Source organism: Autumnicola lenta (assembly GCF_031846515.1).
Classification (GTDB): Bacteria; Bacteroidota; Bacteroidia; order Flavobacteriales; family Flavobacteriaceae; genus Autumnicola; species Autumnicola lenta.
Genome location: NZ_JAVRHO010000014.1, coordinates 40643 through 61214, shown reverse-complemented (window position 1 = coordinate 61214; position 20572 = coordinate 40643). Strand labels below are relative to the sequence as shown.

The 20572-nt window shown below is 37.4% G+C and carries 17 protein-coding genes; 14 read left to right on the top strand and 3 right to left on the bottom strand.

All coding sequences use genetic code 11. The features are described from left to right. Positions 1-20: 20 nt before the first annotated feature. The 5 genes from RM545_RS11090 (at position 21) to RM545_RS11070 (ending at position 7235) form a co-directional block, all read left to right on the top strand. Positions 21-3275 (top strand): DUF4175 family protein, encoded by a 3255-nt coding sequence (locus RM545_RS11090; protein ID WP_311495345.1) that lies wholly within the window; start codon positions 21-23, stop codon positions 3273-3275. Beyond that, the gene (gene ybeY, locus RM545_RS11085) at positions 3268-3687 is read left to right on the top strand and encodes an rRNA maturation RNase YbeY (RefSeq protein WP_311495386.1); all 420 of its coding nucleotides are present in this window, start codon (positions 3268-3270) and stop codon (positions 3685-3687) included. Before RM545_RS11090 ends, ybeY begins: the two co-directional genes overlap by 8 nt. 20 nt (positions 3688-3707) lie before the next feature. Next, on the top strand, positions 3708-5579 hold the full coding sequence (mnmG, locus tag RM545_RS11080) for a tRNA uridine-5-carboxymethylaminomethyl(34) synthesis enzyme MnmG (RefSeq protein WP_311495344.1): 1872 nt from the start codon (positions 3708-3710) through the stop codon (positions 5577-5579). A 62-nt stretch (positions 5580-5641) separates the two neighbouring features. Continuing rightward, on the top strand, positions 5642-6484 hold the full coding sequence (locus RM545_RS11075) for a class I SAM-dependent methyltransferase (RefSeq protein ID WP_311495343.1): 843 nt from the start codon (positions 5642-5644) through the stop codon (positions 6482-6484). Between the two features lie 235 nt (positions 6485-6719). Continuing rightward, positions 6720-7235: an OmpH/Skp family outer membrane protein gene (locus tag RM545_RS11070; RefSeq protein WP_311495342.1), complete on the top strand. Its 516-nt coding sequence runs from the start codon at positions 6720-6722 to the stop codon at positions 7233-7235. Between the two features lie 143 nt (positions 7236-7378). Here the strand turns inward: RM545_RS11070 and RM545_RS11065 are convergent, their stop codons facing one another. Next, positions 7379-8533 (bottom strand): DNA polymerase III subunit, encoded by a 1155-nt coding sequence (locus RM545_RS11065; protein ID WP_311495341.1) that lies wholly within the window; start codon positions 8531-8533, stop codon positions 7379-7381. A 147-nt stretch (positions 8534-8680) separates the two neighbouring features. Here RM545_RS11065 and RM545_RS11060 point away from each other — a divergent pair, with 147 nt between their 5' ends. From RM545_RS11060 to RM545_RS11050, 3 genes are read left to right on the top strand one after another with little or no spacing between them, the layout of a single operon-like run. After that, a complete protein-coding gene (locus RM545_RS11060; protein ID WP_311495340.1) occupies positions 8681-9865 on the top strand; it encodes a phosphoglycerate kinase in 1185 nt (394 codons plus the stop codon). 41 nt (positions 9866-9906) lie between these two features. Then, positions 9907-11490 carry a lytic transglycosylase domain-containing protein gene (locus RM545_RS11055; protein WP_432264584.1) on the top strand — a complete coding sequence of 528 codons (1584 nt, stop codon included), beginning with the start codon at positions 9907-9909 and terminating at the stop codon, positions 11488-11490. Between the two features lie 23 nt (positions 11491-11513). Continuing rightward, complete coding sequence (locus tag RM545_RS11050; protein ID WP_311495339.1) at positions 11514-12491, top strand: DUF4837 family protein; 978 nt, start codon at positions 11514-11516, stop codon at positions 12489-12491. A 48-nt stretch (positions 12492-12539) separates the two neighbouring features. Here RM545_RS11050 and RM545_RS11045 read toward each other — a convergent pair whose 3' ends face one another. Next, positions 12540-12749 (bottom strand): twin-arginine translocase TatA/TatE family subunit, encoded by a 210-nt coding sequence (locus tag RM545_RS11045; RefSeq protein WP_311495338.1) that lies wholly within the window; start codon positions 12747-12749, stop codon positions 12540-12542. Between the two features lie 218 nt (positions 12750-12967). On the opposite strand from RM545_RS11045, the gene RM545_RS11040 reads away from it, so the two are divergent. The 6 genes from RM545_RS11040 to RM545_RS11015 are packed head-to-tail and all read left to right on the top strand — an operon-like array spanning position 12968 to position 19268. Continuing rightward, positions 12968-13837 (top strand): M23 family metallopeptidase, encoded by an 870-nt coding sequence (locus RM545_RS11040; protein WP_311495337.1) that lies wholly within the window; start codon positions 12968-12970, stop codon positions 13835-13837. 2 nt (positions 13838-13839) lie between these two features. After that, positions 13840-15321: a GH3 auxin-responsive promoter family protein gene (locus tag RM545_RS11035; protein ID WP_311495336.1), complete on the top strand. Its 1482-nt coding sequence runs from the start codon at positions 13840-13842 to the stop codon at positions 15319-15321. 25 nt (positions 15322-15346) lie between these two features. After that, positions 15347-17035: a DUF6909 family protein gene (locus RM545_RS11030; RefSeq protein WP_311495335.1), complete on the top strand. Its 1689-nt coding sequence runs from the start codon at positions 15347-15349 to the stop codon at positions 17033-17035. Between the two features lie 9 nt (positions 17036-17044). Beyond that, complete coding sequence (gene rfbC / locus RM545_RS11025) at positions 17045-17590, top strand: dTDP-4-dehydrorhamnose 3,5-epimerase (protein ID WP_311495334.1); 546 nt, start codon at positions 17045-17047, stop codon at positions 17588-17590. After that, positions 17587-18453, top strand: a complete 867-nt coding sequence (gene rfbD, locus RM545_RS11020; RefSeq protein ID WP_311495333.1) for a dTDP-4-dehydrorhamnose reductase — start codon at positions 17587-17589, stop codon at positions 18451-18453. The genes rfbC and rfbD overlap by 4 nt, the downstream gene beginning before the upstream one ends. Continuing rightward, the gene (locus RM545_RS11015) at positions 18453-19268 is read left to right on the top strand and encodes a glycosyltransferase family 2 protein (protein WP_311495332.1); all 816 of its coding nucleotides are present in this window, start codon (positions 18453-18455) and stop codon (positions 19266-19268) included. The genes rfbD and RM545_RS11015 overlap by 1 nt, the downstream gene beginning before the upstream one ends. Here RM545_RS11015 and RM545_RS11010 read toward each other — a convergent pair. After that, positions 19261-20571 (bottom strand): phenylacetate--CoA ligase family protein, encoded by a 1311-nt coding sequence (locus RM545_RS11010; protein ID WP_311495331.1) that lies wholly within the window; start codon positions 20569-20571, stop codon positions 19261-19263. The two genes, RM545_RS11015 and RM545_RS11010, sit on opposite strands and share 8 nt — an antisense overlap. Between the last annotated feature and the right edge of the window lies 1 nt (position 20572).

The following is a 20572-nucleotide window of genomic DNA, read 5'->3' as shown; positions in this document are numbered from 1 at the left end:
TATAAACAGTAGGATGGAAGATGGATCATTTTAAGAAGATACAGGAGAAGCTGGAGGGTTTTATACGTAAGTATTATTTCAATTTATTACTGAAGGGTGCTATTCTTTTTGTTACGGTTGGTCTTCTTTATTTTTTGCTTATCCTTGGGATAGAATATTTCTTCTGGCTCAATAGCTTCGGAAGAGCGGTATTATTCTGGCTTTTTATTGCCGTTGAAGCACTTTTGCTTGCCAAATTTATTCTCATTCCGCTTTTTAAATTACTTAAACTTTCTGAAGGTTTAAATAAAATTGAGGCATCCAGGCTTATAGGCCGGCACTTTCCTGAAGTGAATGATAAACTTCTTAATGTACTTCAGCTTAAAGAAAATTCCAGCCAGTCCGATCTTCTGTTGGCGAGTATAGATCAAAAGGCCAAAGATCTTCAGCCTGTTCCGTTTACTTCTGCAGTAAATTATAAGAGTAGTTTGAGGTATGCGAAATTTGCCATTTTTCCGGTTGTAATTGTACTGGCATTACTTTTTACCGGCAATTCTTCATTTTTTTCTGAAAGTTATGCGCGGGTAAGTAATTACAATACCGCCTACGAACCGCCGGCACCATTTCTATTCCATATTCAAAATAAGAATCTAAAGGTGGAAGAGGATAAGGATTTGCGTTTGGTGGTGGAAACTACCGGGAAAGTGATACCCGAAAATGTTTCTATTCATTTTAATGATCAAACCTATTTTCTCAAATCTGAAACTCCCGGATTGTTCGAATTTACTTTTAAGAGATTGAGTGAAAATTTCAATTTTCATATTTCCAGTAATGGAGTTAAATCACCAACTTATGAAGTTGAAGTAATAGAAGTTCCAAAGTTGCTGAATTTTGATATGGCGATGGACTATCCTGCTTATACAGGAAAAAGGGATGAAATTATTGCCGGAACTGGCAATGCTAGTATTCCTGAAGGAACTAAAATCAGTTGGAAATTTAATACGAGAAACACAAAGCAGGTTAACCTGGAATACGCAGATACCGTGGTCTCTGTTTCTTCATTGAAACCAGTCTTTGATTATAATCAGCAGGTTTTTTCTGATTTTCCGTACGAACTGAGTACATCGAATGAACAGATAAATGATTACGAAAAACTTCAGTATAGAATTGAAGTTATTAAAGATGAGTATCCGGAAATAGAGGTAGAGCAGAAAATTGACAGCCTAAACAATACCACCCGTTATTTACGCGGAAGGATTTCTGACGATTACGGACTCTCCAGACTTGAACTTGTCTATTACAAAGAGGGAAAAGAAGAGGAGGCCGAAAATTGGCAAATTTCGACCTCCTCTCAGAATTTCGATGAATTCCTGCTCACTTTTCCAGGAGAGATAGGTCTGGAAAAAGGTACTGACTATCATTACTACTTCAGAGTTTATGATAATGATGCTATAAATGGGGCTAAAAGTACTAAGAGTGAAGTTTTTTCCTACAGAGAACGCTCTTTGGAGGAAATTGAAGCTGAAAAACTTCAAAATCAAGGAAAGTCCATTGAAAATTTGTCTCAGGGGCTGGAGAAAATGGAAAAGTCTGAACAGGACTTGGAAGAAATTTCAAGACTTCAGAAGGAGAATGAAAAGTTAGATTATAATCAGCGGAAGAAAATCGAAGATTTCATCAACAGGCAAAAAAGGCAATCGGAGTTAATGCAAAACTATTCTAAAAAGCTAAAAAAGAGCCTGGAAAAGACAGATGATAAAAATGACAATTTTCGGCAGGAACTGGAGCGAAGAACAGATAAAAATGAAGAACGGCTTCAAAGAAATGAGCAACTTTTAAAAGAACTTGAGGAAATTTCAGAGAAAATTAATCGTGAAGAGCTGGGACAAAAGCTGGAGCAATTATCGAAGCAAAATCAGAATCAAAAACGAAACCTGGAACAGTTGCTTGAACTTACCAAACAATATTATGTAGAGGAAAAGAAGCAAAAGTTGAGTAGGGATTTGGAAAAACTCGCCGAAGAGCAGGAAAGTTTAGCAGAGAGTGAGGAGAACAGTGCAGAGGCGCAGGAAGAAATCTCCAAAAAATTTGAAGAGTTTCGGGAAGAAATGGATCAATTGGAAAAAGACAATGAAGCCTTAAAATCTCCTAAAGAATTGGGAAGGGAAGAAGTGGATGAAGAAAGCATTCAAAAGGAACAGAAGGAAGCTTCTGAAGAATTAGAACAGGGAAATAAAGAAAACGCAAAGGAAAAGCAGAAAAATGCTGCTAAGAAAATGCAGGAGATGAGCCAAAAGATGCAGATGCAAAGTATGCAGCAGGAAGGCGAACAGTTAGATGCTGATATTAATACATTACGGCAGATTCTGGATAACCTGGTCACTTTTTCTTTTGAACAGGAGAACCTTCTTAATAATTTTCAGGAGATAGATCAGGATAATCCTGTTTATGCAGCGAGGCTAAAAAGGCAAAATGTTTTACGTGAACATTTCAATCATATTGACGACAGCCTCTATACACTGGCTTTAAAAAATCCTATGATTAATGAGGAAATCACCTCAAACTTAACAGATATAGAATATGATATCGACAAAGCTTTAGAGCGTTTATCTGAAAATCAGATTTCTCAGGGTACAGCGAGTCAACAATATGTGGTTACCAGGTCCAACAACCTCGCTTATCTTTTAAGTCAGATTCTTTTGGGAATGCAGCAACAGGCAAATCCGAAAATGGGAAAGGGTAAAGGCGGAGAAGAAATGCAATTGATGGACATTATCAAGAAACAGCAGGATTTGATGGGGGAGATGAAGGAAGGTATGAAAGGGGAACAAAAAGGTCAAAAGGAAGGAGAAGGGCAGCAGAGTAATGGTGAAGGAGGCGAAGGAATGAACGGTGATCTTTTTGAGATTTATAAGCAGCAAATGGAGTTGCGGGAAAATCTGGAAAGGTTATTGGAAGAAGAAGGGAATAACGGGAATGGAGATAAGTTGAGGAAAGACATGGAAGAACTGGAAGAACAACTTCTGGAAAAAAAGTTTGATCCTCAAAACCTTGAGAGAATGTTGAATTTGGAACATGAATTAATGAAGTTCCAGGATGCCAAACTACAACAGGGGGAGGATAATAAAAGGACTTCAGAAAGTAATATCAGGGAGTTCAATAATGACGCTAAAGATCAAAATCTTAAGGCAAAAGAATATTTTAATTCCACAGAAATTTTAAATCGACAAATCTTACCTTTGCGGCAAATTTACAAGGTAAAAGTAAAGCAATATTTTGATGGAGGGAGTGATTAATTTTTACGGAGAAAATGATTTCGAACTGGAGAATGAGAATGATTTTTCTAGATGGATTGAGAAAGTAATTTATTCTGAAGAAAAGAAGCTTGACGAAATCAGTTTTATTTTTTGTAATGATGAATATCTCCATAAGATCAATTTACAATATTTGAACCACGACACTTTTACTGATATCATTAGTTTTGATAATACAGTAGGTAATTTATTGGGAGGAGATATATTCATTAGCACCGACAGGGTAGCTGAAAATGCCATGGATTATAATGTAGATTTTGATGAGGAATTAAAAAGAGTTATTATACACGGGGTGTTGCATCTTTGTGGATATAAGGATAAATCTGAAAGTGAAAGCGCTTTGATGCGACAAAAAGAAAACGAAAAAATGGAATTGTTCCACGTGGAACAATAACTGTAAAAAGAAGAAATTGAATGTTTGAAAAGGAATATGATGTTATAGTTGTTGGAGCGGGTCACGCAGGGAGTGAGGCTGCGGCTTCTGCTGCTAATTTGGGTTGCAAAACTCTTCTTGTAACAATGAATTTGCAGAATATTGCGCAAATGAGTTGTAATCCTGCAATGGGCGGGATCGCTAAAGGACAAATTTTAAGGGAGATTGATGCTCTTGGCGGCTATAGCGGATTGGTTAGTGACACCAGCGCGATTCAGTTTAAGATGCTTAATAAATCAAAAGGACCTGCGATGTGGAGTCCAAGGGTGCAGAGCGATAGAATGCGTTTTTCTGAAGACTGGCGGATAAGATTGGAACAAACTGCGAATCTGGATTTTTACCAGGAAATGGTTGCTGGTTTAATAATAGAAAATGGAAAAGTAACAGGAGTTAAAACTTCCCTTGGACTTGAAATAAAAGGAAAGTCTGTAGTATGTACTAACGGAACTTTTTTAAATGGGCTTATTCATATAGGGGATAAAAATTTTGGTGGAGGAAGAGCAGGGGAGAGAGCTGCTACCGGTATAACAAAAGATCTTATTGAAGCAGGATTTGAAGCTGGCAGAATGAAAACCGGAACACCTCCTCGTGTAGACGGAAGGTCTTTGGACTATTCAAAAATGGTGGAGCAGCCAGGGGATGAAAATCCTGGTAAGTTCTCTTATTTGGATGAAACAAAGCCGCTGCAAAAACAGAGGTCTTGTCATATGACTTATACTTCTAATGAAGTTCATGAAATTTTAAAAGAAGGTTTTGACAGATCACCTATGTTTAACGGAAGAATTAAAAGCATTGGTCCAAGGTATTGTCCTTCTATAGAAGATAAAATAAATCGTTTTGCAGATAAGGATCGGCATCAGCTTTTTGTGGAACCAGAAGGATGGAATACTGTCGAGGTTTATGTAAATGGCTTCTCTACTTCATTACCGGAAGATGTACAATTTAAAGCATTAAAATCTGTTGGGGGTTTTGAGAATGTAAAATTCTTTCGTCCGGGGTATGCGATCGAATATGATTATTTTCCGCCTACTCAATTAAAGCATACACTCGAGACAAAATTGGTTGAAGGTTTATACTTTGCAGGACAAATTAATGGTACGACAGGATATGAAGAAGCAGCTTGCCAGGGATTAATGGCAGGAATAAATGCGGCTTTAAAAGTACAGGAAAGAGAGGAATTCATAATACAAAGGAATGAAGCTTACATTGGTGTTTTAATCGACGATTTAATCACAAAGGGAACAGAGGAGCCGTATCGAATGTTTACGTCGAGAGCAGAATACAGAACTTTGCTGAGACAGGATAATGCTGATTTTCGTTTAACAGAACGCTCTTATAATTTAGGTCTTGCTTCTGAAAAGCGAATGTTTCGCATGGAAGAGAAAAAGAAAAAGTCTATGGAGTTTGTTACTTTTTTAAAGGAGCAAAGTGTAACTCCCGAATATTCTAATCCGGTTCTTGAAGACAATAGTTCAGCTTTAATGAAGCAAAGTGATAAGATTTTCAAGATCTTTTCAAGGCCTAATATAGCTATGTCCGATATTCGATATTTTCCCGGGGTTGAAGAGTATATTCAGGAGCATGATCTTAACGAAGAGGAGCTGGAACAAACAGAAATTCAGGTGAAGTACTCAGGATATATAGAAAAGGAAAAGAATAATGCAGATAAGCTCAACCGACTTGAGGATATGAAAATTCCGAAGAATTTTGATTATTCCAAGATAAAATCTATGTCTTTTGAAGCACGGGAAAAACTGAACAAGATTCAGCCTACTTCAGTTTCTCAGGCATCAAGAATAAGCGGAGTAAGTCCAAACGATGTTTCAGTTTTGCTGGTATATATGGGAAGATAATTTGAAATTGTTCCACGTGGAACTATGACTCTAATTTCTATTATTAAATTTTTATTCTCTTTATGGCTGACCAAAAATTTTTTCTTTCCTGTAAAGACTATCTTGTTTCAGGGGAAGAATTCGATCTTTTCTGGAGTGATAAGTATGAAATTCTTGAAACAAAACCTGCTCCACTAGATCTCTCTTTTTATTACTCCAGTGACAATTATATTTCCCATACAGATTCCAAAGAAACGTTTAGAGAAAAATTATATCAGCGGGTAAAAAATTTTATGCTGAACAAAAAGCTGGGATGGATAAAGAAATATAAAATGTCCGGCAAATTATTAGATGTTGGTGCTGGTACTGGTGATTTTTTAATTGAAGCAAAGAAGCAGGGGTTTACAGCTTATGGAGTAGAGCCAAACGAAACAGCTAGGGGAGTGGCTTTTCATAAAGATGTGAATTTGGAAAAAAGCTTTAAGGATCTTGAAGATACTAACTTTGACGTTATTTCTATGTGGCATGTTCTGGAGCATATCCCAGATCAGGAAAAAGAAATTACTTCGCTATACAATTTATTAACTGAAGATGGAATTTTAATAGTAGCTGTTCCCAATTTTAAAAGTTATGATGCTACTTTTTATAAAGAATATTGGGCAGGTTATGATGTGCCCCGCCATCTTTATCATTTTTCTCAAAATGGTCTCACCTCGTTTTTTTTTGACAACAACTTTGAGCTGGTAGAAAAGCGTCCGCTTATTTTCGATTCCTATTATGTAAGTTTACTTTCTGAAAAACATAAGACGGGATCATGGAATTATTTCCGGGCATTCTACACCGGCCTTAAGTCAAATATGAGAGCTCGATCCTCTTCTGAATATTCCTCTCTAGTTTATTTCTTTAGAAAAAGACAAAAACCTTAAATAAAGCTTTATTTAAGGTTTTTGGCAATAAAAACATATAACGACCTGCTTTGGGGGAGAAAGGCTTGAAAAAAGCTTCTAATGGGATGAGTTTTTATAGAATAAGTTTATTTGTGTTTACATAAGAATCATTATTTCTTATAAATACTATTATTATTCTTATATCGGACTTCAGTGGAAATATTTATTTACTTTCTTACATTTGCGCCAAATTAAATTTTAAGAAAATAAGAACATGAAAAAAATTTTAGCAATTCTGGTTTTAGGAATTTTTATGACTTCCTGTAATCAGGAAAAAACAGCATATGTTGATACTTCAAAATTAATTCAGGAGTATAAGGAGATGAAAGATGTGGAGGCGGAATTTACAGCTAAGTCAGATTCTGTAAGACAACAATTGGATGCCGCTGCCAGCGAATTTCAAAAACAAGTTCAGGAATACCAGGCTAACATGAATACTATGAGCCAGACTGAACGCCAGGAGAAAGAACAGGAATTAATGAGACAGCAGCAAATGTTACAGCAACAGCAACAAAGCCAGGGTGGTCAATTACGCGCCCAAAGTGATGCTGCCGTAGATTCTATTGTAAGTAAAGTTAAAGATTACGTACAGGATTATGGTCAGGAAAACGGTTACACCTACATTTTTGGTTCTAATGATGCTGCTAACAGTATTATGTTTGCGAAGGATGGAAAGGATTTAACTGAAGAAATTCTTGAAAAATTAAATGCAGATTACGAGACTGAATAAATATTATTCTTTGTTACAAAATTTAAGCCTCAGTTTGACTGGGGCTTTTTTGATTTTGAAAAGAATGGATCACTACTCTTCAGCAGCGAAGTTAATTTTGTAGTTTTTCCTCAAAGCAATAGTGCCGAAAATTGCCGTTTTCGCTAGGCCGCCTTTTTGTGCAGAAATCGTGTAAGTTTAATTGAAAGATCGGTAAAAATAATTTTTGCATTCCCGTTTCTCTCTATATGATAAGCTGCTTCCTCTAGGGCCTGAGAAATTGGGATAATATTACCACCATGTATGAATGGTGCAAAATTTTCTAATTTAAAATTTGGTGTCTCAGGTAAAAGATAAACTAAACCTTCGGCTTTATAATTCATCATTAATGCCTGCCGGAAAAAATCTATACAAAATTCCAAAAAGCTCTTCTGAGTTTCTCTTCCCAAAGCGGCAATTTCTTCGCTCCAGCTAATTAATTCCAGAACTGTAGCTTTATTTCCTTTAGCTTTAAAAGCTGTTCGAACCCATTGTATAAACCATTTTTCGAACTGTTCATCACCAGATTTTTTCTCGTAAATGTGAATGGCATTAGTGTAGCTTCCATTGGCCTGATGTGCCGTTTTTAGTGCTTCACTTTTGTCACAATCATATTTATCTATTAAAGCCTGGGCAATGTCTGCTTCAGCTAAAGGAGGAAAGTGGAGGGTTTGGCACCGGGAACGTATCGTTTGTATAATTTGTTCCTCATCTTCGGTTATCAGGATAAAAAGTGTCTTATTCGGCGGTTCTTCAATTAATTTAAGCAGTTTATTCGCCGCTGCAGTATTAATTTTTTCAGCCATCCAAATAAGCATCACCTTAAATCCACCTTCATAAGATTTTAGGGAAAGCGACTTCACAATGTCTTGTGCTTCATCTACACCAATCTGTCCCTGCTTTTTCTCAATTCCTATTTCCTGATACCAATCGAGTAGATTTGCATAAGGATTGGAGGCAACAAATTTTCTCCATTCTGTAAGAAAATTGGAAGAAACGGGGTGGCTCTTAACCTTATCATTGGTTGCAACAGGAAAAGCAAAATGAAGATCAGGATGCGAAAGATTGTTAAATTTCACGTTGCAAGATGAAACTCCGGAGGAATTTTCACCCTCAGAATTCTGGCAGAGAATATACTGTGCATAAGCGATGGCCATAGGAAGCGTTCCGCTGCCCTTTTTTCCTACAAATAACTGCGCATGTGGAATCCTGCTCCTGTCTGCAGTAGTTGTAAGATGTTTCTTTATGTGCGGTAAACCTATTATATTGGAGAAAAGCATAAGCAAATATATAATTTATATGCTCTTTTATATCTTCGGAAAAAATTATATTTGTAATAAGACCGCCCTCAGAAAGGGCAATTATCAATAAATCTATTTAACACAGCTAAACAAACAGCGGTGTAGATTGTAAAAAATAAAAATTAGATGAAAACATTAGACGATTACAACTTCAAAGATAAACAGGCGTTAATAAGGGTAGATTTTAATGTACCTTTAAATGAAGACCTGGAGGTTACAGATAATAACCGTATTGAGGCAGCAAAACCAACTATTCTGAAAATTCTTGAAGATGGAGGAAGTGTGGTACTTATGTCGCACCTGGGAAGACCTAAAGGAAGAGAAGAAAAGTTTTCATTGCGGAATGTTGTAGAGGAAGTAGCCAAGGTTATTGGGGTAAAGCCAAAGTTTGTTGAGGATTGTATTGGGGAGGATGTGAAAAAAGCTGCTTCTGATCTTAAACCGGGAGAAATTCTGCTTCTTGAAAACCTGCGTTTTCATGATGAAGAAACCAAAGGAGATAAAGAATTTGCAAAAAAGCTGTCTGAGTTTGGAGATATATATGTGAATGACGCTTTTGGTACGGCACACCGGGCACACGCTTCTACAACCATTGTAGCTCAGTTTTTCGATAAAAAATGCTTTGGATATTTATTGGCTAAAGAAATAAAAAGTCTTGATAAGGTTTTAAATAGCAAAGAGAAACCTGTAACTGCTGTTTTAGGAGGAGCAAAAGTATCTTCAAAAATTACAGTTATTGAGAATATTCTGGACAAGATCGATCATCTTATCATTGGAGGTGGGATGACATATACCTTCATTAAAGCCCAGGGAGGTAAAATTGGTACATCTCTTGTGGAAGATGATAAACAGGAATTAGCTTTGGAAATACTTAAAAAAGCCAAAGAAAAAGGGGTTCAGGTACATTTACCGGTAGATTCGATTATTGCAGATAGTTTTTCTGAACAGGCCAGTACCCAGATTGAACGTGTAGACGAAATTCCTGATGGTTGGATGGGTCTTGATGTAGGACCAGAAACGTTAAGAAATTTTTCAAAAGTAATTTCAGATTCTAAAATTATCCTTTGGAATGGACCACTGGGAGTTTTTGAAATGGATGCTTTTGCAAAAGGAACAATAGAATTAGGTAAAGCCATAGCAGAAGCTACTGAAAAAGGGGCTTTTTCTCTTGTAGGTGGTGGAGATTCTGTCGCGGCAGTTAAGAAATTTGGTTTGGAAGACCGGGTTAGTTATGTATCTACCGGAGGTGGAGCAATGTTGGAAATGCTGGAGGGAAAATCCTTGCCGGGAATAGAAGCAATAGGTAAATAAAATAATGTGTGTAGACTATGGACTATGCAGAATAACTGGAAATGATGATTAGAAGGGGAATGTTGATCATCTTCTCACTTATAGCACTTAACACTTATGCGCAAAATGGGAAGAAAAAGCAGGTGGAGAAAACAAATTTTAGAGTTCAGATTTTTCAGAAATCTGTTGACACTGAAATTGAACTGGCTGAACCTGACCCCGAATTTAAAAACAGAATCCCGATCTCTGCTATAGTTCGGGATTCTTCAACTGTGGCATTAAAAGATCTGCCCCGTGCACGTAAAATAGATTCTATTTGGAAACAGGAACTTACAAATTCTGATCTGTTTGAAACAATGCATAAAAGTGTTCTCGAACAGGATTATTCAGAAGTAGTTTATACTGAGCTTCCAACAGATACCCTTAAAGCGCGGCTTAAGAACCTTAATGCCAGAACTCCTTTTAATATTGAATATAATCCAAGTCTGGAAAGTGTAATAAAATCTTATCTAAAGCGCAACAAGCATGCTATGGAGCGCCTTATGGCATTGAGTGACTATTATTTTCCTCTTTTTGAGCAGGAACTGGACCGCTATGATATTCCGTTGGAGATAAAATACCTTGCAATAGTAGAATCTGCACTTAATCCTAGAGCAAGATCAAGAGTTGGGGCTACTGGATTGTGGCAGTTTATGTTCCCTACGGGTAAAATGTTCGATCTTGATGTTAGTTCTTATGTAGATGAGCGTATGGATCCGGTAAAATCTACTGAAGCAGCAGCACAATATTTAGCAAGTTTATATAAGACTTTTGGGGATTGGGATCTTGTTCTCGCTTCATACAATTCCGGTCCGGGGAATGTTGCAAAAGCGATACGCAGGAGTGGAGGATCTGTTGATTATTGGGATCTAAGAAGATATCTTCCACGTGAAACAGCAGGTTATGTGCCCGCTTTCCTGGCAACTTTATATCTTTTTGAGTATGCCGAAGAACACAATTTTCAGCCCAATCGACCCGATGTCGCTTATTTTGAAACTGATACCATAAGGGTAAAAGAAATGCTGAGTTTTGACCACATTTCAAAAATTACCGGAGTTGATAAAAATATGCTGCAATTTTTAAATCCGAGTTATAAGCTTGATGTCATTCCTTTTGTAAAGGATGAAAATTATACGCTAAGGCTTCCCAGGCCTTCAACCGGTGCGTTTGTTTCGAACGAAGCTGCGATATATGAATATGTTTCAAGTGATTTAGAGAAGGAAAAAGAAAACCTTCCGCAGTATGTGAAAACAGAAGAGCGGATTAGATATCGTGTTAGAAGCGGAGATTATTTGGGTCGTATTGCTGAAAAATATGGAGTTGGTGTAAGCGAAATTAGAAAATGGAATAATTTAAGAAGTAATAATTTAAGAATTGGGCAGTATCTTACGGTATTTCCAAGGAAACCTGTTGTAGCACAGCAATCAGAAGAGGCTGAAACACGCAATAGCAATAATCCAAAAGTATATAAAGTCAAGAATGGAGATTCTCTTTGGAGTATATCAAAAAAGTTTCCAGGAGTTACGGTACAGAATTTGAGGAGTTGGAATGATATGAATAGTAACACACTTAGACCTGGAATGACATTAAAGATTTCGAAAGGCTGATATCATAATCCAAAACCATCAAAATGAAAAAAAGTTTTCTTCTTCTCCTCAGTATTATATTCTTAGTTTCCTGTAAGAACGATTCCACAGAAAATGAACGTATTCTTTCAGATTCCTCCGGAAATATTAATCAGCTTACTGTAGTAATGGAAAATAACCTTTGGGAGGGTGAAGTAGGTGAAGTGGTAAGAAACCATCTTGCAGCACCTGTAGACGGTTTACCGCAGGAAGAACCTTTATTTTCTTTAAGCCAGATACCACCACAGGCTTTTTCGGGTTTTGTCAGGAAAAATCGCTTGTTTCTGCATGTCGAGAAAGGGACAGAGCGTGCTTTTGGAATTCTACGGGAGGAATACGCTAAACCCCAGACTGGTGTTGTAGTGAAAGGGCAGACGAATGAAGATTTGATTGATGTAATCAAGAAAAACTCTGATAGTATTGTAGAAATTCTTAAGAAAACAGAATTAAAAGAAAAACAGCGTAGGATTGGGAAATCTCTTAAAGATGATGAAATCCTAAAGGAAAAACTTGGAGTGTCCTTGAAGATACCAACAGCTTATCGGTATGCCATGAATGAGGAGGATTTTATATGGATTAGAAAAGAAATTCCAAAAGGATTAATGGAAATTCTTATTTACGAGGTGCCACTTAGAACTATAGAGAATGATACTAATGTAATAGGCAGTATTATCAAAATGCGTGATTCTATTGGAAAGAAATACATACCCGGTCCTGTAGAAGGAACCTATATGCAAACTGAAGAAGCATATGCTCCCTATCTTTTTGAATCAAGTATAGATGGACACTTTGCTTATGAAACCAGAGGAACCTGGGATGTTAAGAATGCTTTTATGGCTGGTCCTTTTGTGAATTATGCAGTAAGAGATGAAGAGAATGACAGATATGTAATTCTGGAAGGTTTTGTGTTTTCCCCGTCTATGGCAAAAAGGGATAATATGTTTGAACTCGATGCGATACTTAGATCAGCTAAAATAGACTAAAATAAAAACCCAACCGGAAGGTTGGGTTTTTTAAAATATCTTTCTTTTTTATTTCCTATCCTCTGGAACATGCTTCGGATCCTGAGTTGCATTTGGATCCTCGTCGTCTTTAGAAGCGTCTTTAAATTCTTTTATACCGCTACCTAACCCTCTCATTAGTTCTGGTATTTTACGTCCTCCGAAAAGGAGAAGTATCACAACTACAATTAAGATAATCTGGGGCGCTCCTATTACTAAGGGTAATATTAATGCGTTCATATTTTTGAGATTTAGTATTGCAAACTTAACAAGAATTCACTAATATAAACGTTAAGAAGTGACAAAATTGTATAAATTTAACTTAGGCTTTGGTGCTTTTTGGGAAACTTGAAATGATTTTGGACCACTTATAAATACAAATTCAGGCAGGATTAACTACAGGATGTTTTTAATTAGCATTCTTTTTTTACTATATCTTTGTATACTATTGAATTTAAATGGCAGATAAATCAAAAAATAAAAGGAAGTTCTCGAAGAAACTTTTGCATAAGTATCGGCTCGTTATTCTTAATGAAGATACTTTTGAAGAAAGGCTTTCTTTTAAACTTACAAGATTAAATGTTTTTGTAACAATAACCCTTAGTGCAATTATATTAATTGCAGCAACCACTTATATTATTGCTTTCACACCTCTAAAAGAATATATTCCCGGTTACTCATCTGCCAAACTTAAGGAGAGGGCGGTGAATCTGGCGTATACTACAGATTCCCTGCAAGGAGTAATTAGAATGAATAATCAATATTTGGGCTCTATAAAAAGCGTACTCACCGGAGATCTTGAAGCTTATGCCTTAAACAGGGATTCTGTTTTGGCAGATTCCGAATATAATCAGGATATGGAAGAGGTTGAACCTTCACGAGCCGATTCTTTGCTGAGGGAACAGGTCGCGCAGGAGGATAAATACAATATTTTACCTGGTGCAACAGAAAATATTAACTTTTCGCTTATTGCACCGGTAAAAGGCTCTATTTCAGAAGAATTTGATGCAGATGAAAAGCATTTCGCCGTAGATGTGGTGGTTGCAAGGAATTCGCCAATAAAATCTATTGCAGACGGGCGTGTCATTTTTTCGGAATGGACTACAGAAACAGGTTACGTAATAATCGTAAAGCACGGGTACGACTTGCTTTCGGTATATAAACATAATGCTTCCCTTACAAAAGAGCAGGGGGATGCTGTAAGAGCAGGAGAAGTAATTGCTACGGCAGGTTCTACAGGAGAATTTACTACTGGACCGCATCTTCACTTCGAATTATGGAATGAAGGAACCCCTGTGGATCCTACAGAATATATAGATTTCAACTAACTATGTCTTTAAAATCTTTAGGAGCAAAAATATTTGCCAAACAAGTGCAAAATAGTATAAGGAAATGGTCTTCTAAGCCTGAGGATACTCAAATGAAGGTTTTCCAGCAGTTAATAGCTAAAGGAAAATACACGGCCTTTGGTAAGGATCATAATTTTAAGCAAATTAAGACTTATAAGGATTTTGCTGAAAATGTGCCGGTGAGGGACTATGAAGAACTAAAATCTTATGTAGACCGTATGGTAGGCGGGGAAGAAAGTGTTCTGTGGCCGGGAAGGCCTCTTTATTACGCCAAGACTTCAGGAACTACAAGCGGTGCAAAATATATACCGCTTACAAAGGATTCTATGCCCACGCATATCAACGCTGCCCGGAACGCTATATTATGTTATATCGCTGAAACCGGAAACTCTTCTTTTGTAGATGGTAAAATGATTTTTTTACAGGGCAGTCCGGAAATGCAGGATAAAAATGGAGTTAAACTCGGAAGGCTCTCAGGAATCGTAGCTCATTACGTTCCCGCATACCTTCAAAAAAACCGACTGCCGAGCTGGGAAACTAATTCTATCGAGGATTGGGAAACTAAGGTCGACGCAATTGTAGAAGAAACCCAAAAGGAGAATATGACCGTTATTAGTGGGATTCCGTCATGGGTGCAAATGTATTTTGAACGCCTGCAGAAGAAAACTGGCAAAAAAGTCGGTGATCTTTTTCCAAACTTCAATTTGTTTATTTATGGCGGAGTCAACTTTGAGCCCTATCGTTCGAAATTTGAAAATCTGATTGGCAGGAAAGTAGATAGCATTGAACTTTATCCCGCTTCTGAAGGATTTTTTGCTTTTCAGGATAAACAGGATGAAAAAGGGATGCTGTTACAGCTGGATTCCGGAATGTTCTATGAATTTATAAAAGCTGAAGAATTTTACAGTAATAATCCGGACAGGCTTAGCATTGGAAAGGTCGAAATTGGCCAAAATTACGTGATGATCGTTTCCACTACGGCTGGATTATGGGCGTATAACGTGGGCGATACCGTTCAGTTCACCTCTACAAAACCATATAGACTTATAGTGTCTGGAAGAATAAAGCATTTTATTTCCGCTTTTGGGGAGCATGTAATTGCTAAGGAAGTAGAAGAAGCTATGCAGATAGCGACATCTGAAACAGATGCCAGAATAAGCGAGTTCACAGTTGCACCGCAAATCACCCCGGGAGGGGAGGAGCTGCCTTATCATGAATGGTTTATAGAATTTGAAAAGGAGCCGGAAGACTTTAAGAAATTCAACGAGATTCTGGATAAATCTATGCAAAAGCAAAATTCTTATTATTTCGATTTGATTGAAGGAAAAATTCTTCAACCTTTGAAAATAACCAAAGTTCCGCGTGATGGATTTCAGAAGTACATGAAATCCATTGGAAAATTGGGTGGGCAGAATAAGCTTCCGCGGTTGTCTAACGATAGAAATATTGCTGATAAGCTGTAAATAATTTAGAGAATTAAAAGAATATATGTCGAATTTAAAAATTCAGGGACGCACACGTGCTCAGGAAAGTTCCAGCGCAATAGAAAGAATGTACATTACTATGCGCCACCTGTTTAACAGGGGATTTTATAAACCCATGGGTGTTTCTGGAGAAACCCTTAGAGAAGCTTTATTAACATTACGGCCCGAAATCTATGGTTCTGTTGCTGATGATAAAGCCGAATTAAGCGGACTTTTATATGTTATAGACCGCCTTCCAAAGGGAATAGAAGAATGCCGGTTTATTAACCTTACAAGTGATGAAGGTTATGGAAATTCCCACTTTAAACCCATTATTCCACCAAAGAGACGTAGAAACTGTTATCGTATAGACGATGAACAGATGAATATTGAAATTACACGTGGTCGTTCAGAAATTTATGATATTCTTACTCACCTTACATTTCTGTTTATAGAGTCTCACAAAATCATGCGACGTGTAGTAATTGATGAGGAGGGAAGTGTAACACGGGATTGGCAAAAACTGGAAAAAGCTGTTTTACAAAGCCAGGAGCTTACTCAGGCAGAGCGGGAAGTTGCACTTACACATACCGCTAATATCCTGGGTAGAACGTTTAATGAGGTTACGACAATCTATCCTAAATTTTCTCTTCCAGAGAATCAGGAGCGTTTCCTTAACATCATTTACTGGCTGGGAAAACTGGCAATTTCAGAAATTGTAGAGAATAATAAACGGCTTATCACCTTCAGTCAGGTACTTCGTGAGCGGTTGGGGCAGCACATCCACGGAGAAATATGGGCAGATAAAATAAAGCAATATTTATTAGCTGAAAATCTTACGCACCGTCCAATTCACATTATAAGTGCGAATATGCATAGTGTGATGAATACCCTATTTACACCAATTGCGCTTAAGGCCGAATTGAAGAAGAAAAAGCCTCTGGGCATTTATGAGGATTTGAGCGATAGCGGAAATGGACCTTTGCGGAATAAAGTCATTAAGGCTGCACTTAGTAAAGGAATGAAGTTTATTGAAGATGAAAGCGGTACCAATATAGATGTTCAGGTTTTCGACACTGCAAAACTTGAAGAAGGTTTTAAAGTTGATAACTTTATTAAAAAACCTGAAGAAGAGAAACCGGTAATCATTGTAATGGATTATGCTTTTGGAGAGCAGGCTTACGAAACCATGGATGAACTTTTGAAACCTTATACTTTTGAGGATAATGAAATTCATATGAATGTGAAATCTATTTCCATAATGGGAAAAGCGGGGATATTGGAAGGTGCAAAAGGGGATATTATGGTTCCTACCGCACATTTGTTTGAAGGAACTGCAGATAATTATCCTTTTAAAAATGAGCTGTCAAAAGAAGATCTGGAAGGACATGATATTCATGTGGTAGACGGCAGCATGATTACGGTCCTGGGAACATCTCTTCAAAATAAGGATATTTTACGGTTTTTTCACGACTCCACCTGGAATGTGAGCGGTCTGGAAATGGAAGGGGCACATTATCAAAAAGCCATACAGGCAGCGGCAAAGTTACGCTGGAATATAGATGGTGATGTAAAAGTGCGTTACGCTTATTATGCATCAGATAATCCTTTGGAAACCGGAAGTACACTGGCCTCGGGAGGTTTAGGAACCACCGGCGTGAAGCCAACGTATCTTATCACCGAAAAAATTCTAGAGCAAATATTCAATTCTTAAATTAATAATATGCAGGCAGAAGAAACGCCTTTAAAAGACTGTTTTTTAATAAAACCTTCTGTTTTCACAGATAAGCGGGGGATTTTCCTGGAAAGTTACCATCGAAAAAGATTCGCAGAAGTTACCGGAATAGAAGATGAATTTGTTCAGGATAACCAGTCGGTTTCGAAATTTGGCGTTTTACGGGGCCTACACTACCAAACCGGCGAATTTGCGCAAGCAAAATTAGTACGGGTGATTCACGGGAAAGTGCTGGATGTGGTGGTAGATTTGCGGCCAGATTCAAAAACATTTCAAAAGACGTACAAGGTCGTGCTGGATGATCACAATTTGCATCAGTTATATATTCCAAAAGGTTTTGGGCACGGCTTTCTTACCTTATCCGAAACTTCTGTTTTTGCCTACAAATGTGATAAATACTATACACCCGGCGCAGAATCGGGAATAATTTATAACGATCCAACTTTAAATATTCAATGGGATTTTCCTGAAGAAAAAATGATAATATCAGATAAAGATATGCAGCAGCCAACTTTTAAGACGCTATTTAAATGAAGTCAATTTTAGTTACAGGAGCCTCAGGGCAACTAGGGAGATGTTTCCAAAAGTTGTCAGAACAGTATAGTCAGTTCGATTTTGTTTTCATGGATTCTTCAGAATTGGATATTACAAATAAATGTAATTTGCATAATCTTTTTGGGGCAAAAGATTTTGATTATTGCATAAACTGTGCGGCTTATACTAACGTTGAAAAAGCAGAATCTGAGCAGGAGAAGGCCTTTAAAATTAATGCTGAAGCGGTTAAAGTTCTGGCCGAAATTTGCCATTTTTCGAGTACCACCTTATTTCATTTTTCTACAGATTATGTTTTCAATGGAAAATCAAATGTCCCTTATTCTGAAGATCATAAAACCGATCCTATTAACGTGTATGGGGCTTCTAAGCTCAAGGGAGAAGAAAATATCCGGAAATCTACCAATAAATACTTTATTTTCAGGACCTCCTGGCTTTATTCGGAATTCGGGCATAACTTTTTCAACACCATTCTTAGAAAAGCTGAAGAAAAAGCAACTTTAAACATTACCACTGCCCAAAAAGGTATTCCTACAAATGCAAATGATCTTGCAAAACTTGTGATGGATATTATTTCTACCGAAAATGCCAATTATGGGGTTTATCATTTTAGCAACGAAGGGGAAGCGACCTGGTACGAATTTGCAGAAGCTATCCTTGAAATTTCGGGTCATTCAGATATCGTACTTAAAAAAGATGATTCCTATAAAACTATTGCCACTCGGCCAGAGTATAGCGTACTTAGCAAAAAGGAGTTACAGCAAAATTTCAATTTGCCGTTGCTGCACTGGAGAGAAAGCCTGGAGAAATTATACAATTCGGAAATCTTAAAGCAAAGCTCCTAATGCCAGATTCGGTTTTGGAAAATTCAGAAGCCAGCAACACTGGAAAATCAGCTTTGGTTTCTATTATAATGCCTGCCTATAATTCAGCCGAATTTATTACAGAGGCAATTCTTTCTGTTCAGAAACAAACCTATTCTAACTGGGAGCTTCTTGTTATAGATGATGCTTCTAAAGATTTTACACTTACAAAAATCAAAAAACTGGCAAAGAAAGAGCCGCGGATTAAAATTTTTGAAAATAAGGAGAACAAAGGCACTGGTTTTAGCCGGAATAAGGGAATTAAAGCCGCTCAGGGTGATTTTATAGCTTTTCTGGATGCGGACGACCTTTGGAAAGCTAATAAGCTGGAAACACAGCTGGAATTCATGAAGAACAATGAACTCGCTGTTTGCTATTCCAGTTACGAACGCATTACCGAAAATGGGCAAAAAAAGAATGAGATTATAGAAGCACTGCCATACTTAACTTACCAGAAATTACTAAAGGCCAATTATGTGGGAAATCTTACCGGTATGTACGATGTAAGGCACCTTGGTAAAATTTACGCCCCCGAGGTTCGAAAACGGCAGGACTGGGCCCTGTGGCTTAAGGCAGTAAAAAAAGCGGAAATAGCTAAAGGGGTAAAGGAGCCGCTGGCACTTTACCGTATGAGGAGAAATTCTATTTCTGGTAATAAGCTGGAAATGCTTGTGCATAATTTTAGCATCTATCATCATGTACTCGGCTTTAGTGTTTTTAAAAGCTTAAGATGTATGGGAATGTTTCTAAAGGAGCAGTTACTGGTAAAAACGCGGCAGTTAAAACGTACTAAATAAGGGAAGTGAATTGTTTCAGTTTTCCGCTTTTGCTTCGCTTGAGCATGTTTTTTCGTTCAAAATCTACTTTCAAATCTTTTCCCACATAAGTTTGAATGGCAGCGGTGATTTTTTGAATCTGGTTTTCAGCAAAATTATCTTCACTTACATATTCGATCTTAAGAGAATCCATTGCGGTTTGTGTAATTACAAACTCTTTAATATTTCCGGTATCGGTAATTATGGTTTTGGTAACGTAATAAAACGTAAGGCCCGGCACCACTTTGCCGTCTGCCAAATGCGCAATATCGTTGGTGCGGCCAATCAGTTTTTGCAGTTTTGGATGTTTATGACTACTGTCTTCAGATAAAATCCCTGTGTCACCAATATCATAGCGAATCAGAGGATGTGCTTTGTTGTAAAGCGAAGTAATCACCACTCTTCCTTCTTCTCCCGGGGGCAGGATATTGTTCTGCTCGTCAAGGATTTCTACAAAAAGATCTTCGGAATTTACAATCCACTCTTCTTCAGTGTTTTCAAAAGCAATTAATCCGACTTCACTGGCGCCGTATTCATTTAAAACTGGAATACCGAAAGATTCCTCCATCAGGATTTTATCATTTTCAAATAGGCGTTCAGAAGTCACGATGCAAACTCGAAGACTGGGGCAAATGTCTTTTAAAGTAATATTTTTATTCTTCAGAAATCTTGCGAACAACAGGATAGCGCTGGTGTATCCGTTTATATATTCAAATTTGGTTTTTTTAAAGCGTCGCAGAAACGTTTCCATTTTTTCGTCGCTCAAGTTGAAGATGTTAAATCTTCGGCGCAAGCTAATTCTATCTTTCACCCGCTCCTGGATATTTCCGTAGAAATCCAACGGAATTCCGTAGAACCGTGCCTGTAAGGATTTATTGAGGTCTATCCCGTGCCAGAGATAGCGGTTACTAAATCCGGCCCAGCTTAAGGCATGTGCAAAACGGTCTTTGGCAAAAATAAACGGTTGTCCGCTGCTTCCGGAAGTTTTTCCAACATAGGTGGTTTTCCGGTTACTGTAACCTTCACTTAACCTATTTTGCAGAGGTTGCTGAAGATCTGACTTTTTCATTACAGGAACATCTTTCCAGTTTTTGCAATTTTTGGTAGGACAAAACTGCCTGTAAAATTCATTGTTTTCGATGTGAAATTTTAGAATAGAATCACGCTGCCTTTCAAGATATTCCCGATACTTTTGCTCAGGAATTTCCTGGATTTGTTGTAACAATTTTTCTGCCCCGTTAATTGGGAAATTGTTAAGCTGTAAAGAAAGCCTGAACCACTCCAAA

Excerpts from the sequence above, each read along its gene's own strand:
- mnmG (WP_311495344.1), top strand. The coding sequence starts at position 3,708 with ATGTTTGAAAAGGAATATGATGTTATAGTTGTTGGAGCGGGTCACGCA.
- RM545_RS11055 (WP_432264584.1), top strand. The coding sequence starts at position 9,907 with ATGATGATTAGAAGGGGAATGTTGATCATCTTCTCACTTATAGCACTT.
- RM545_RS11060 (WP_311495340.1), top strand. The coding sequence starts at position 8,681 with ATGAAAACATTAGACGATTACAACTTCAAAGATAAACAGGCGTTAATA.
- rfbC (WP_311495334.1), top strand. The coding sequence starts at position 17,045 with ATGCAGGCAGAAGAAACGCCTTTAAAAGACTGTTTTTTAATAAAACCT.
- RM545_RS11075 (WP_311495343.1), top strand. The coding sequence starts at position 5,642 with ATGGCTGACCAAAAATTTTTTCTTTCCTGTAAAGACTATCTTGTTTCA.
- RM545_RS11050 (WP_311495339.1), top strand. The coding sequence starts at position 11,514 with ATGAAAAAAAGTTTTCTTCTTCTCCTCAGTATTATATTCTTAGTTTCC.
- RM545_RS11090 (WP_311495345.1), top strand. The coding sequence starts at position 21 with ATGGATCATTTTAAGAAGATACAGGAGAAGCTGGAGGGTTTTATACGT.
- RM545_RS11045 (WP_311495338.1), bottom strand. The coding sequence starts at position 12,749 with ATGAACGCATTAATATTACCCTTAGTAATAGGAGCGCCCCAGATTATC.
- RM545_RS11030 (WP_311495335.1), top strand. The coding sequence starts at position 15,347 with ATGTCGAATTTAAAAATTCAGGGACGCACACGTGCTCAGGAAAGTTCC.
- RM545_RS11070 (WP_311495342.1), top strand. The coding sequence starts at position 6,720 with ATGAAAAAAATTTTAGCAATTCTGGTTTTAGGAATTTTTATGACTTCC.
- RM545_RS11065 (WP_311495341.1), bottom strand. The coding sequence starts at position 8,533 with ATGCTTTTCTCCAATATAATAGGTTTACCGCACATAAAGAAACATCTT.
- RM545_RS11015 (WP_311495332.1), top strand. The coding sequence starts at position 18,453 with ATGCCAGATTCGGTTTTGGAAAATTCAGAAGCCAGCAACACTGGAAAA.
- rfbD (WP_311495333.1), top strand. The coding sequence starts at position 17,587 with ATGAAGTCAATTTTAGTTACAGGAGCCTCAGGGCAACTAGGGAGATGT.
- RM545_RS11035 (WP_311495336.1), top strand. The coding sequence starts at position 13,840 with ATGTCTTTAAAATCTTTAGGAGCAAAAATATTTGCCAAACAAGTGCAA.
- RM545_RS11040 (WP_311495337.1), top strand. The coding sequence starts at position 12,968 with ATGGCAGATAAATCAAAAAATAAAAGGAAGTTCTCGAAGAAACTTTTG.